We start from the raw sequence: 13272 nt of genomic DNA on the forward strand, positions 1-13272 counted from the left end.
CAGGGGACCTTGGCACTAAGTCGTTGCGACTTGTGCACTAGTACGGCGACAGCCTCCTGGAAGGCTGTCCGAGAATGGCAATCGACTGCAAATGTAGGTTGGCGCTGAGGAACGAAGCCCAACAAAACCACCCTGTTGGGCTTCGCGGAGCTCAGCCCAACCTACAAAATTTCATATTCTCGGACAGCCGCCTAGTAAAAGCTCACCGCCTGCCCGGTGCGGTCGAAGGCGATAAAGTTGCCGATGCTGCCGGCTTCGATGGCCCCGACCATCATCTTCAAGGGCTGCTCGGCCTCGTCGCTGCTCGGCACCATGCCCGCGCGTCCGCCCAGGCCGGCGGCGAACACCAGGTCCCAGGCCACCCCGGTGCGGCTGGACTCGGCCAGCAGCCCGGCAAAATCCACCAGTTCGTCCGGCAGCTTGTCGACGCACAGCACCGGCTTGAGCGAGCCGCCCTGGTTCTCGGCGTGGCGCTGGCGTTCCTCTGCGCTGGCGTCTTCCGGCAGCTCGGCGCAAACGAACACCAGCAGCAAGCGTTGCGGTTCCGGCTGGGCCTTGGCGGCGGCCAGCAGGTCGGCGAATTCGGCAATATCCATGACAGTCCATCCGTACGAGAAAATAAGCGCTGCGATAAGCCACACTGCCATGGGGTGCCGACCCTGACCATATCTCTTAAGGTATAGACGGCGCGTCGCGCCGATCGCGTAACAGTGCCGCACGCGCGGTCGGTGCCGGCTATGGTGTTAGCCGGCGGGCGGATAACGCGGGCGAACTGATGATGTTCAACGGCCTGCTGATCAAGGAGTGGCTATGCAAGGGGCGGGATTCTGGTGGGGGCTGGCCGTGCTGCTGGGGCTGGGCGGTCTGGGGATTTATTACTACAACCGCCTGGTGTTCAACCGCGCGCGGGTGGCCGAGGCCTGGAGCGGTATCGATGTGCAGCTCAAGCGCCGTTCCAGCCTGATTCCGGCGCTGGTGGAATGTGTGCGGCACTATATGCGCTACGAACAGGACAGCCTGCAGGCGCTGGTGCAGGAGCGCATGCGCGCGGTGCAGCTGGCCGATTCGCCGCTGGGCCAGCGTGCGCCGGTGGAGGCGCATCTGAGCACCCAGCTGCGCCAGCTGTTCGCCCTGGTCGAGGGCTACCCGGCGCTCAAGGCCGATGGCCAGTTTCTCGACCTGCAGCGCAACCTCAGCGAGGTCGAGGAACATATCCAGATGGCCCGGCGCTATTACAATGGCGCGGTGCGCGAGCTCAATGTGCTGGTCGAGTCGGTGCCGAGCAACCTGGTGGCGCGGCCGTTTGCTTTTAGCCAGGCCGAGTATTTCAGCCTGGATGACCCGCGTGATGCCCAGTCGCCAAAAATGGAGTTCTGACATGTTGCAAGGAATGCGCGTTGCGCTGTTGAGCCTGTGCCTGCTGCCGTTATGGGTTGCCGCGGACGAGGTGATCGAAGACTTTGCCGTGACCCTGCAGGTGCAGGCAGACGCCAGCCTGCTGGTGACCGAGCGAATTACCGTGCAGGCCGAGGGCGAGCAGATCAAGCGCGGTATCTACCGCGATCTGCCGGTCAGCTACAGGCAGGCCCTGGGCTTGAACAAAAGCGGCCCGATCAGCCTGCTGGGCGTGACCCGCGACGGCCAGCCCGAGCAGGTGACAACCGAGCGCAACGGTGCCTGGGTACGCTACTACATCGGCTCGGCGTCCCACCGGCTGCAGCCGGGGCGCTACCAGTACGAGCTGCGTTATCGGGTCGAGCGGCAGCTGCTGCATCACGAAGGCCGCGACGAGCTGTACTGGAACGTCACCGGTAATCAGTGGGTCTTCCCGATTCTTAAGGCCTCGGTCGAGGTCAAGCTGCCGCCAGGTGCGCGAATTGGCCAGCTGGCGGCTTATACCGGGGGTGATGGCGAACAGGGCAAGGCGTACGAGGTGGTCGAGCAGGGCGACGATCATCTGCGCCTGGTCACTTCGCAAGTCTTGCCGGCGCAACACGGCCTGACGCTTGCCGTGGACTGGCCGGCGGGCTTGGTGGCGCGGCCGAATATGTGGCAGCGAAGTGCTCGCCTGCTGCTGGATAACCTCGGTCTGTGCCTGGGCGCGCTGTTGCTGGTCGGCCTGGTGCTGTTCTACCTGCGCGCCTGGAAGCGGGTCGGCCGCGATCCGCAGAAGGGCCTGATCATCCCGCTGTTCGAGGCTCCGCAGGGCATCAGCGCGGTGCAGGCCGGCTACCTCTGGCACCGCGGCTTGCGTGGCGTCTACGACTCGGCGCGGGTGCTCAGTGTGTGCTTCACCGATTGGGCCATACGCCGGCTGATTCAGTTGCAGGACAGGCCCAGGGCCAAGGGGTTTGTGGTCTCGCTGGGGGCCGCGCCGGATGATCAGCGTCAAGCCAATGAGCGGGAGCCTTTGGCTTTGCTGTTTCCCAAGGACAAGGACAGCAAGCCACTGGTCCTTGGCGCTCGCTACGAACGCCGCCTGGCGGAGGCTCAGGAGCATGTGATCAACCGCCTCAAGAGCGAGGGCAAGCACTGGTTCAGTCATAACCGCGGCATCTGGGCCTGGGGGCTGTTCTGGGCGATTGCCGCCTGCATGTTGATGGTGTTTGCCGGGGTCCGTGGCGCGGACGAGTGGGGCGTCGGCTTTGGCGGCGTGATGTTTACCCTGGGCTTTGGCGTGCCGTCGCTGTTTGTCCTGCGCATGGCCTGGCAACAACCCACCTGGGGTAGGCGGATCGGCCTGAGTCTGGCGGCTTTGATGTTTGTCTGGCCGCTGCCGATCGGCCTGTGGATGCTCAGCGAGGTGGCGTCGCTGCCGGCCTTGCTGCTGCTCTGCGTCTATGTGCTGGTGGTGATGCTGTTCTATTACCTGCTGCCGGCCCCGTCGGTCGAGGGGCGGCGACTGCTCGACGGCCTGGAGGGCTACCGCGACTACCTGCAGCTGGCCGAGAGCGACGCCCTGGCGCTGGCCGGCAATGCCCCGGCGATGAGCATCGCGCTGTACGAGAAACACCTGCCCTATGCCATGGCCCTGGGCGTGGAGGACAAGTGGAGCGCGCGTTTCAGTGCGGCTTTGGCCAGCGGCCTGATCGACCCGGCGCAGCGTGACTATCGACCCGACTGGTACCACAGCCGCAGTCAGTTCAGCACCCCGTTGGCCATGAGCAGCGCCCTGGCTGCCGGCCTGAGCAGCGCCACGGCGCTGGCTTCATCGCCGCCCTCGAGCAGTTCATCGGGCGGCGGTGGTGGATCATCCGGTGGTGGGTCGTCGGGTGGCGGCGGTGGCGGCGGAGGAGGCGGCGGCTGGTAGGGCGCGGTTTAGTTATCTGTTGCGCGCTTTTGTAGGAGCGGGGGGACGCCCAGTTATTGCCCGCGATCACGGTCAATGCAACAACATCGCGGCCAGGGCGGAGTGCCGCCCAGCCGCTCCTACAGGGGATGGGGTCGCGTCGTCTGATCGCGACTGATCCTAGGGGACTAAGGCTTGCGGGTTTCCTGCAGCTTGGCCAGCAGGGCCTCGCTTTTCTCCAGCTGCTCGGCCTCGCTGAGCTGGGGGTTTTCCAGCACGCTGTCGAGCTGCTCGATCAGCTCGCTCTGCCGGCTGATCCGCTCATCCAGCTTCTCCAGCTTGCGCTGGTTATGCCAGCTCCACAGCGCCAGGGCGCAGGCCGCCAGCACAACGGCTGCCAGCAGAATAATCGTCAGGGTGTCCATTGCGGCTCCAGGATTTTGCGCATGGCGAAGCGCGGCAAGGTAACAGCGCCGCGCGTCACCGTCTGTGCCTGTTCCTCAGAAAAGCCCTGGCGGGCAAAGAATGGCCGCGCCGTCAGGCTGGCCTCGGTAAACAGCTCGCGGGCTCCGGCCGTCCGCAGGCGTTGTTCGGCCGCCGCATACAGGGCCGTGGCGACACCCTGGCGGGCATAGACGGGGGCGGTGAATAGCAAATCGATATGGCCGTTACTGGTGAAACCGATAAAACCGGCGATAGCCTGGCCATCTTCGGCGATAAGCAGGTCAAGTGAGGCTAAACGTGTTTGCCATGCAGGCATGTCAGAAAGCGCTGGAGCCCAGGCCTGACGCTGCGCCCTGTCGTAGTGCTGCGCGGTCAGCTGGCTGACCGCGGCCTGAAACAGACCGACGATGGCTGGCAGGTCGCGGGCTTGGTAGGCCCGCAGACTGAACGCGGCGGGCAGGGGCTCTGTCATCTGGGTTACCTGCAATGGCTTACCCGGCAGGGTAGCGCTGCGTGCTGGCCTGGTAAATCGTCTTAACCCCAGTTCCAGGCGCTGGCGGCCACGGCATCATGGGCGTGCAGGCTTTCCGCATGCACCACACGCAGGCTGAAGGCGCTCAACCCGGGCTGCAGCAGCAGGGTGCTGTGCAGACGGCGCGCGGCGTCTTCGCAGAACATCAGGTTCTGCCCGTTGGCCAGGGCGAAGGCCTGCTCGTCGGCGCGCTTGACCGCGGTCTGCACGGCGGTGCCCAGGGCCTGTTCGGCGCGGTCGATCAGCTCGATCAAGGGCAGTTCATCGGCCTGTTGGTTCAGGCGCACCTGCAGGGTGGCGGTGCTGCGCTGGCTATGCGGCGTGGCGACGATGCCCTGGGGCGAACCCAGCCAGGCCAGCAACTGGGCATGCTCCAGCGGCTGGCCGGCGAAGTCCTCGAGAAAGCGCTGCTGGATCAGCTGGCGGGCCAGGGCGGCGGAGCAGGGGCAGGTCGACGAATAGGCCACTTCTACCTGCAGTTCCACGTGAAACCCCCATAAACCCTGACGTGCACGCACCTCGAAGGGGTAGGACTTCCAACCGGCGAGGGGGCTGACCAGGGCCGGGCGGCTGAGCAGGACCTCGCCACGCAGGCTGATGGACGCCTGCCGCGACAGGTCCTGATGGCTGTCGAGAAACTCGCCCAGCAGCTGCTGCAGCGTCGCCGGGCTTAGCGCGCTGTGCTCCAGGGCATGCAGGGCCAGGTACAGGCGCGACATATGAATGCCGCGGGCACTGCCGTCATCCAGGCTGACCCCGACATCGGCGCGGGCATTGATGCGTTGCCCGGCCAGGTTGATAGGTAGCGCGATGCCCTGCATGCCGACCCAGTCCAGGGCTTGTTCGTGGGCCGGCGTTTGCGCGGCTATATCCGGCAATGTCAGTGCGTTCATCAGAAATCTGCCGCTCGGTTGTGGATTTAAATGTTATGTTATAACAAGTAAATCGCAAAGCCAGTGAATCCTGATGATGACCGCAACCCCACTTACCCACGCCGAGCTGCTCGCCCAGCCGGCGGATGACTATATGAATACCGCTCAGCAGCAGTTCTTCCGCGCCTTGTTGCTCAGCCAGCGCGGCGAGCTGCAAAGGCGCATCGGCGAAGAATTCGAAGGCCTGCGCGAGCGCGAAACCAGCAGCGACCCCGCCGATATCGGCAGCGCCGAGGAACAGCGGCAGTGGCAACTGCGCCTGCTGGAACGGGAAAAGAAGCTGCTCGACAAGATCGACGAAGCCCTCGACCGGCTGGCCCGCGGCGAATACGGCTGGTGCGTCGAAACCGGCGAACCGATCGGCCTCAAGCGTCTGCTGCTGCGGCCCACCGCCAGCCTGTGCGTCGAAGCCAAGGAGCGCCAGGAACAGCGCGAAAAACACCTGCGTCACACCGATGGAGCCTGAAACCATGACCAATCGCCTTCCCGTAACCGTGCTGTCCGGCTTTCTCGGTGCCGGCAAAAGCACCTTGCTCAACGCCATCCTGAAAAACCGCGAAGGTCTGAAAGTGGCGGTGATCGTCAACGATATGAGCGAGATCAATATCGATGGCAGCGAAGTTCAGCGTGATGTCAGCCTGAACCGCGCCGAAGAAAAACTCGTGGAAATGAGCAACGGCTGCATCTGCTGCACCCTGCGCGAAGACCTGCTGGAGGAAGTCGGCCGCCTGGCCCGGGACGGTCGCTTCGACTACCTGCTGATCGAGTCCACCGGCATTTCCGAGCCGTTGCCGGTGGCCGAGACCTTTACCTTCCGTGGCGAAGACGGCCAGAGCCTGGCCGATCTGGCGCGCCTGGATTGCATGGTGACGGTGGTCGACGGGATGAACTTTCTGCGTGATTTCCACCAGGCCGAAAGCCTGGCCAGCCGCGGCGAAACCCTGGGCGAGGAGGACGAGCGTTCGATCACCGATCTGCTGATCGAGCAGGTGGAGTTCGCCGATGTGCTGCTGGTGAGCAAGATCGACCTGATCGGCAGCCATGAGCGCGAAGAGCTGATGGCCATCCTGCGTGGCCTCAACACCCATGCCGAGATTCTGCCGATGGCCATGGGCGCGGTGGAGCTTTCCAAGATCCTCAACACCGGCCGTTTCGACTTCGAGCGCGCCGCCCAGGCACCGGGCTGGCTCAAGGAGCTGCGCGGCGAGCATGTGCCGGAAACCGAGGAATACGGCATCGCCTCCAGCGCCTACCGCGCGCGCCGGCCACTGCACCCCGAGCGCTTCTTCAATTTCATCAACCGCGAGTGGAGCAATGGCCGCCTGCTGCGCTCCAAGGGCTTCTTCTGGCTGGCCAGCAAATACCAGGAGGCCGGCAGCTGGTCCCAGGCCGGCGGCCTGATGCGCCATGGTTTTGCCGGGCGCTGGTGGCGTTTTGTGCCGAAAAGCCAGTGGCCCGAGGACGACGAAGGCCTGCAGGCGATCATGAAGAACTGGCAGGCGCAGAGCGGCGACTGTCGCCAGGAGCTGGTGTTTATCGGTCAGAACATCGATTTCGCCCAGCTGACCGCGGAGCTGGATGCCTGCCTGCTGAGCGATGCGGAAATGGCCCTAGGCGTGGACGCCTGGCGGGCGCTGCCGGACCCCTTCGGATCCTGGCATGAGGAGGTCGCCTGATGCTGGCGTCCATAAATGCGAAAGTCGCGCAGCGACGCCATCAATATGCCCTTCTCCCTTTGGGAGGCGGCTCCCGCTCCCTGCGGGATTGCCGCATTCACCCCATCCCTGTGGATCAAGGTGGCGCGCAGCGCCGGATGAGGGCGGCGGGAACCGCCGGTCAGCCGTTGCGGCAGGTCGGCGGCGAGCAGATCGAGGTGCTTGGCGAGGTGCTGCGCGATGAGGTCAATCTGGCCGTCTGGCAGCGCCAGTTGCCGGCGCAGATCGGCGATTTCGCCACGGCCTTGCTGGCCCGGGGCGAGGCGCTGGGGCAATCCAGCGTGCTCGAGCTGGCCAGTCCGGAGAGCCCGCCGAACCTCAGTGGCCTGCTCGAGGGTTACGGCGATCTGCCGGGGCAGACGGCCTTTGTGCAGGATCTGAGCTGGCTGGTCAGCGCCTTTGCCTGCCTGTTCGACGCTACACGCATCGGCCTGCGCCTGCGCATTCTGGATAAGGCCATGTGCCCGCGCTTTCACGTCGATCATGTGCCGGTGCGGCTGATCACCAGCTACGCCGGGGTTGGCAGCGAGTGGCTGGCGGAAGGCGTGATGGCCCGTCGTCACCTCGGCGACCCGGCGGCCGAACCCGGCGATGCCGCGCTGATCGAGCGTGCCGATGCAGGCCATGTGCTGCTGGCCAAGGGCGAGAAATGGCTCGGCAATGAGGGCGGCGGTTTGATCCACCGCTCACCGCAACCACCGGCCGGTCAGCGCCGATTGCTGCTGACCCTGGACTGGCTGGCCTGAGTATCAGGCAAAAAAATAGGCTGCGGATAAAGCAGCCTTAAACACCAGAAAGGCATACCGGCGCGTGACCCGGCATGCAAGGGGAGGTATCCAGGCCAACTAGAACATAGACAGGGTTACGCTTTGATGACGCTTAGCGCGCCATCCACACACCCTTGCTCTGCTGCTCGCAGAAGGGCTTGAGGTAGGCGGCGTCCGTGGCAACGCCGTAATAATGCACGTCCTGCTTGTACGGGGTGCCGCCCACCGTGGAGTTGCGGCACACGCCGAAGGCCCCGATGGGGCATTGCTCGACAAAGGCCACTTCGACCTTCTGGCCCTTCAGTTGCGGCTGGCAGAAGCCGCTGCGAAACAGGTTGGGCGGGATGCTGCGGTTCTGCTGGCAGACCTTCACATCCAGGCGCTCGGCCTGGCTATGCACCACACAGGCCTCGCCCCAGGCCAGAGTGGATAACAGGGATAAGCCAAGCAGTAGAACGGCGCGCATCGTTAAAGACCTCGATCAACAGGCAATTGCCAGGTACAGGTGGATTCTGTAGGAGCGGCGGGGGCGCCTAGCCCATGCCCGCGAAACGCTATCGTGGCCAGTGCGAGCGCTGGCCTGGCCAACAGTCAGTCTGCCGACTCTAGCATGCGGCTTTTATTCAGTCTGCGCCCTGCGCGGGGTTCTCTCCCGGCAGGCAAAGCCGCACCATAGGCCCATGTTGAAGAATATCCCCACCCACCTGATTGCCGGCCCCCTGGGCGCGGGCAAGACCAGCCTGATCCGCAACCTGCTGGCGCAGCGCCCGGCCGGCGAGCGCTGGGCGGTGCTGATCAACGAGTTCGGCCTGGTCGGCCTGGATGCCGCCCTGCTGACCACCGACGACGACGGCATCGCCCTGGGCGAGGTGGCCGGCGGTTGCCTGTGCTGCGTCAATGGAGTGCCTTTTCAGGTCGGTCTGAGTCGCCTGTTGCGCAAGGCCAAACCGGATCGCCTGTTGATCGAACCCTCCGGTCTGGGCCATCCACTGCAACTGCTGGAGCAATTGCGCGAGCCGCCCTGGCTGGATGTACTGGCGGTGCAGGAGCCGGTGCTGGTGCTGGATGCCATGGACCTGGCCGCCGGCGCGGCGCTGCCCGAGAGTCAGCAGGCGACCTTGAGCAGTGCCGGTTTGCTGCTGCTGAACAAGGCCGAAAACCTCGATCAGGCGGCCAGGGCGCGGCTGCAAGCGCAGCTGCCCGCGCGGCCGCTGTTGTGGACGACCCAGGGCACCTTGCCATTGAGCCAGCTACCCGGTTTTGCTGCCCGGGCCGCTAGCGGCGGCACGCTGGATGATCTGCTCGCAGGTGCCGCGACATTGCCGCAACTGTGGCGCAGCCCGGCGGAGCCGATCTGCCAGGTCCAGGCGCAGGTTGAGGGGTGGAGCATCGGTTGGCGCTGGCATCCGAGTCAGCAGTTCGAGCTGATGCAGGTGCAGCAGTGGCTGCATGGGCTGGCCTGGCGACGAGCCAAGCTGGTGCTGCAGACCAATGCCGGCTGGCTCTCGGCCAATGCCCTGGATGGCCAGCCCCTGCACTGGCAGAACAGCGAGTGGCGCAAGGACTCGCGCCTGGAGCTGATCTTCGCCGCGGCGCAGGATGTGGCGGCGTTGCAGGCGGGGTTTGTCGCTTGCCGGCTGTGATGCAGGGCTGCCAGGCCAAGGGCGGACGCCTACTGTGCGGCTTGGGCCAGGCTTGGCAATAGCGCCAGCTCTTCGATGATTCGGCTGCTGTAGCGGTTGACCAGTGAGGGGATATTGTCCTGCTGATAGTGCCGCAGCGAGGGTTCGATATAGCGCCACTTGCGCTCAATCTTCTGCAGCAGGCGCTGCGCCTCACCGCCCGGTCGGGTCTGCTGCAGTTGCTGCAGCCCCTGGCTAAAGGCCTGGGTTTGCCTATCCAGGGGCTCCTTGTCGCCACCCAGAACATTGGCCCCGACACTGTGGGCGAGGTAGTCGCTGTTGAGGGTCTGCAACTGCATGGCCAGCGCCTGGCTTTGCCCCGCCAGTGGGTTCGCCGGCGTCGGGTAATAGCCGCTCAGGGTCTCGCCCAGTTGCGTCAGTTGGTGATGCTGGCGAAGCAGTTCGGCTATCGCTCCGCCACTCGGGGTTTGCCGCTGTTGCAGGCTGTTTGTCAGCTCGAGCAGTAGCGTGCGGTAAGCCGGCCATTGCCGCCGCAGCTGCTCCAGCACGGGCAACCCGGCGCTGTCGTTGGGGGCCGCAAGCTGGCCGAGCAGGCTGTCGATCTGGCTGCCGCGCCGCCGCGCCGCCGCGAGGTGGGCGGGGTCGTTGTCTACGCCATACAGCAGGTAGAAATCCCCGAGCGAGCCACTGAGGTTCAGGCGTATCTGCTGCAGCGCTGCGGCCTGTTGTGTGGCGGCGGCCTGGCCGGCGGTGCAGGCGAGCAGGGCGGCCAGCAGGCCGAACAGGCGGAGGTGGTAAGCAATCATGGGGGCATCCTGGAGGCGGCCGAGCCTGCGCCCGGCCGCTGCTGGGTGAAGGGTCAGGGGTGGGCGTTGAACCAGGCCAGTACCTTGCCCGGCGAGGCGTCGAACCACTCGTGCTGGCCCAGGGGTTCGGTGTAGCGGCCGGTGGCAATGCCCTGCTGGAGCAGGCGGTCGTAGTACATATCCATGCTCCACCAGGGCACTACGGCGTCGACGAAGCCATGGATAAAGTAGGTCGGCGGATGGTCGGCCGGCAGCGTATCCGGCACCGAGCAAAGCGGGCCGCTGCAGCTGGCGTAGGAACCGGAATGCACCACCAGAGCCTTGAACTGTCCAGGGAAGGACACCGCCATGCGGCTGGTGTTGTAGCCGCCGCTAGAGATCCCGGTGGCGTATTTGCGCTGACCGTTGAGCGGGCCGAAATGGCCGTTGTCGATGGCCTGGAACAGGTTGGTCAGAAAGGTGAAATCGGTGCTGGTGGGGTACAGCTCGCCCGACAGGCCGGGAATATTGGTGTGCCAGAACAGGTCGGCCGGGGCGCTGGGGGCGATCACCGCATAGCCCTGATCGAGCAGTGCCTTGATCGTCTTGCCCTCGTTGTACAGCTTGCCCAGCCACTCGTTGCTGTAATAGACGAAGTCGTCCAGGGCGAAGAACGAGCCCTGATAGAACAACGCCACCGGCCAGCCGCCCGCCGGTGGCGTACCGGCCGGGGTCTGGTAGATCACCTTGCGCAGGGTAAGGGGGCCTGAGGAAATCCAGGTCGACTGGTGGCTACAGCTGACCTTGCCGGGCAGGAACAGGCTTTTCTTGCGTTCGCTGCAGGGCGAGTCGGCCCAGCTCGGGGTGGCGAAACAGCACGCCAGCAGGGCGATCAGGCCCAGCCAGCGGACAGGCGGTTTGGCAGTGATAGGCATGGTGGTTCTCCACTTTCTTATTGGTTTTTTAGAGGATGTTTACAAATTACTGCGCTCGGCCATGCGGCGTTGAACTCAGCCTCAAAATGCTCATGTACTACTCGTACACTCCGCTTTCTCGGCTGATTTACGCGCTGGCGCTTGTCCTTCGGACCAGCCTACGGCTGTTACTCCCGTCGGTCGTTGCGCCTTGCCTGGCCATCGCTCGCTACTTTTGTAAGCACCCTCTAGGGGTGTCCTCCTGACGCACACGGGGTGCTTCCTTGCTGTCGCCCATTAAATAGAAACCTGAATTCCGATTCCGTCAAGTGAGCCGACCCGCCAAGTTCAGGCGCTGCAGCGCCGCGGACTCTCTAGCGCCGGCCACCACCGGAAGAAAAAAATCTTTGCCGGGCTTGCCAAAAGGTCAATGGACTACTATTTTATCGGAACCGATGTTCCGGTTCCGATAAAAACAACACAGCAGGAGATCATCGTGGCGACACAGAGATCAGCATGGGCGGCGGGTTGCTTGGCGGTGCTGGCGGCGAGCCAGGCGAATGCCTTTCAGACGCGCTCGGGGGACTGGGCGCTGTCCCTGGATACCACCCTGTCCTACGGGGTGAACTACCGCATGGAAAGCCAGGATCGCCGGCTGATCGCCCGCGCCAATGGCGGCAAGGGCGACAACAGCGCCCTGATCAACTCCGACGACGGCAACCTCAACTTCAAGAAGGGTGCGCTGTTCTCCGAGGTGGCCAAGGTGGTGACCGAGATGGACCTGAATTTTCAGGACGATTACGGCATCTTCCTGCGTGGCCGCGGCTTCTACGATTTCGAACTGAAGGACGATAACCGTCGCCACCGCGAGATCTCGAACAAGGGCCTGGACGATGCCGGCTCCAGCATCGATCTGCTGGATGCCTTCGTCTACGGCAGCTGGACGGTTGGCGAGCGCGCCTTGAATGCCCGCCTCGGGCGGCAGGTGATCAACTGGGGCGAAGGGCTGTTCTATCAGAACGGCATCGGCGCGACCAACCCGGTGGACCTCAACGCCCTGCGCGCGCCAGGCTCCGAGCTGAAAGAAGCCTATATGCCGACCCTGATGGGCTATGCCTCGTTCGAGCTGAGCGACGGCCTGTCCATCGAGGGTTACTGGCAGCCCGGTAGCGCCTGGGAGGAAACCAAGATCGACCCTTGCGGCACCTATTTCTCCACCCTGGATGTGCTCGGTGGTGGTTGCAATTACCTGATGCTCCCCCCTTTGCAGGAACCGTTGCTCGGTGGTCAAGCCTTTGACAGCCCCGAGCAGGCTCAAGCCTTCGCCGATAGCCTTGGGCCAGGCTTCGTCAATGACCTGCTGCGCGGCTACTTGCCGACGACCTATATCCCGCGGGGCAAGGATGTAGACGCCGATGATGCCGCGCAGTTTGGTGTGGCCATGCGCTGGATGGTGCCGGAGCTGAACGACAGCGAGCTGGGCTTCTACTACCTGCGCTACAACATGAACCTGCCGATGCTCGGCCTGACGGTGGGCCAGCCGGTGGTGCTGCCTGTGGTGGGCGCGCTGCCGGTCGGCACCAGCTCCAGCTACTACGCCGAATACCTGGAAAAGCGCCACCTCTATGGCCTCAGCTTCAACACCAGCATCGGCGGCGACAGCGTCTTCAATGGCCTGTCGCTGGCTGGCGAACTGAGCTACCGGCCCAATGCGCCGATTGCCCTCGGCCTGGGTGAATACCTGCCGACTGCATTGCTGGGCAACCTGGCCGGCATGGAGGTGGGCACGCGCCTCGATGGCTTCGAAGAGAAGGCCATGTGGCAAGCCTCGCTGGTGGGTATCTACAGCTTTAACAACCTGCTCGGGGCCAATGCCGCCACCCTGTTGACGGAGGTGGTCGGCAGCCGGGTGCAGGGCCTGGAGTCGGATGTCGATTACTACGGTGCCACGTCCAGTGCCTGGGGTGCGCAAAGCAGCCTGTCGCTGACCTACAGCAACGTGTTCAACGTGGTCAATCTGGTGCCCAGCGTCAGCTATCAGTACGGCATCAATGGCGTTGCGCCACAGCTGACCAACGGCCTGCTGGAAGAGCGCAAAAGCTATTCGCTGGGCCTCGATGCGATCTATCAGGAGTCCCTGACGGTTGGGGTCAAATATGTCGGTTACAGCGGCGGCGGCCTGGCCAACAAGAGCAGCGACCGCGACTACCTCGGCTTCAACATCAAATACAGTTTCTAGGACGTGATCACC

15 protein-coding genes are annotated in these 13272 nt (G+C 64.2%); 8 read left to right on the forward strand and 7 right to left on the reverse strand.

The window, feature by feature from the left end:
* Window positions 1-191 precede the first annotated feature (191 nt).
* The gene (locus AACY13_RS19885; protein ID WP_339463311.1) at window positions 192-596 is read right to left on the reverse strand and encodes a ribonucleotide reductase subunit alpha; all 405 of its coding nucleotides are present in this window, start codon (window positions 594-596) and stop codon (window positions 192-194) included.
* Between the two features lie 214 nt (window positions 597-810).
* Between AACY13_RS19885 and AACY13_RS19890 the strand changes: the two genes are divergently transcribed.
* Window positions 811-1377: a LemA family protein gene (locus tag AACY13_RS19890; RefSeq protein WP_339463312.1), complete on the forward strand. Its 567-nt coding sequence runs from the start codon at window positions 811-813 to the stop codon at window positions 1375-1377.
* Window position 1378: 1 nt separating this feature from the next.
* Window positions 1379-3310, forward strand: a complete 1932-nt coding sequence (locus tag AACY13_RS19895) for a DUF2207 domain-containing protein (protein WP_339463313.1) — start codon at window positions 1379-1381, stop codon at window positions 3308-3310.
* Between the two features lie 167 nt (window positions 3311-3477).
* Here AACY13_RS19895 and AACY13_RS19900 read toward each other — a convergent pair whose 3' ends face one another.
* From AACY13_RS19900 to folE2, 3 genes are all read right to left on the reverse strand, one after another.
* Window positions 3478-3714, reverse strand: a complete 237-nt coding sequence (locus AACY13_RS19900; protein ID WP_339463314.1) for a hypothetical protein — start codon at window positions 3712-3714, stop codon at window positions 3478-3480.
* Window positions 3702-4205, reverse strand: coding sequence for a GNAT family N-acetyltransferase (locus AACY13_RS19905; RefSeq protein ID WP_339463315.1), 504 nt, complete (start codon window positions 4203-4205; stop codon window positions 3702-3704). Before AACY13_RS19905 ends, AACY13_RS19900 begins: the two co-directional genes overlap by 13 nt.
* A gap of 62 nt (window positions 4206-4267) precedes the next feature.
* Entirely contained in the window at window positions 4268-5158 is an 891-nt protein-coding gene (gene folE2 / locus AACY13_RS19910) for a GTP cyclohydrolase FolE2 (protein ID WP_339463316.1), read from the reverse strand.
* A gap of 76 nt (window positions 5159-5234) precedes the next feature.
* On the opposite strand from folE2, the gene dksA reads away from it, so the two are divergent.
* From dksA to AACY13_RS19930, 4 genes are read left to right on the forward strand one after another with little or no spacing between them, the layout of a single operon-like run.
* On the forward strand, window positions 5235-5663 hold the full coding sequence (gene dksA / locus AACY13_RS19915; protein ID WP_339463317.1) for an RNA polymerase-binding protein DksA: 429 nt from the start codon (window positions 5235-5237) through the stop codon (window positions 5661-5663).
* 4 nt (window positions 5664-5667) lie between these two features.
* Window positions 5668-6873: a zinc metallochaperone GTPase ZigA gene (gene zigA / locus AACY13_RS19920; RefSeq protein ID WP_339463318.1), complete on the forward strand. Its 1206-nt coding sequence runs from the start codon at window positions 5668-5670 to the stop codon at window positions 6871-6873.
* A 15-nt stretch (window positions 6874-6888) separates the two neighbouring features.
* A complete protein-coding gene (locus AACY13_RS19925; RefSeq protein WP_339463319.1) occupies window positions 6889-7014 on the forward strand; it encodes a hypothetical protein in 126 nt (41 codons plus the stop codon).
* Window positions 7011-7658: a DUF1826 domain-containing protein gene (locus tag AACY13_RS19930; protein WP_339463320.1), complete on the forward strand. Its 648-nt coding sequence runs from the start codon at window positions 7011-7013 to the stop codon at window positions 7656-7658. Before AACY13_RS19925 ends, AACY13_RS19930 begins: the two co-directional genes overlap by 4 nt.
* A gap of 133 nt (window positions 7659-7791) precedes the next feature.
* On the opposite strand, the gene AACY13_RS19935 is transcribed toward AACY13_RS19930, so the two are convergent.
* Window positions 7792-8145 (reverse strand): NADH:ubiquinone oxidoreductase, encoded by a 354-nt coding sequence (locus tag AACY13_RS19935; RefSeq protein ID WP_339463321.1) that lies wholly within the window; start codon window positions 8143-8145, stop codon window positions 7792-7794.
* A gap of 214 nt (window positions 8146-8359) precedes the next feature.
* On the opposite strand from AACY13_RS19935, the gene AACY13_RS19940 reads away from it, so the two are divergent.
* A complete protein-coding gene (locus tag AACY13_RS19940; RefSeq protein WP_339463322.1) occupies window positions 8360-9322 on the forward strand; it encodes a CobW family GTP-binding protein in 963 nt (320 codons plus the stop codon).
* 29 nt (window positions 9323-9351) lie between these two features.
* Here AACY13_RS19940 and AACY13_RS19945 read toward each other — a convergent pair whose 3' ends face one another.
* Together AACY13_RS19945 and AACY13_RS19950 are read right to left on the reverse strand one after the other, a co-directional pair.
* Complete coding sequence (locus tag AACY13_RS19945; RefSeq protein ID WP_339463323.1) at window positions 9352-10128, reverse strand: hypothetical protein; 777 nt, start codon at window positions 10126-10128, stop codon at window positions 9352-9354.
* A gap of 53 nt (window positions 10129-10181) precedes the next feature.
* Entirely contained in the window at window positions 10182-11042 is an 861-nt protein-coding gene (locus AACY13_RS19950; RefSeq protein WP_339463324.1) for an extracellular medium-chain-length polyhydroxyalkanoate depolymerase, read from the reverse strand.
* A gap of 475 nt (window positions 11043-11517) precedes the next feature.
* Here AACY13_RS19950 and AACY13_RS19955 point away from each other — a divergent pair, with 475 nt between their 5' ends.
* Window positions 11518-13260, forward strand: coding sequence for a DUF1302 domain-containing protein (locus AACY13_RS19955; RefSeq protein WP_339463325.1), 1743 nt, complete (start codon window positions 11518-11520; stop codon window positions 13258-13260).
* Window positions 13261-13272: the final 12 nt, after the last annotated feature.

The sequence above is a fragment of the Pseudomonas sp. EA_105y_Pfl2_R69 genome (genome assembly GCF_963970915.1).
Lineage (GTDB): Bacteria > Pseudomonadota > Gammaproteobacteria > Pseudomonadales > Pseudomonadaceae > Aquipseudomonas.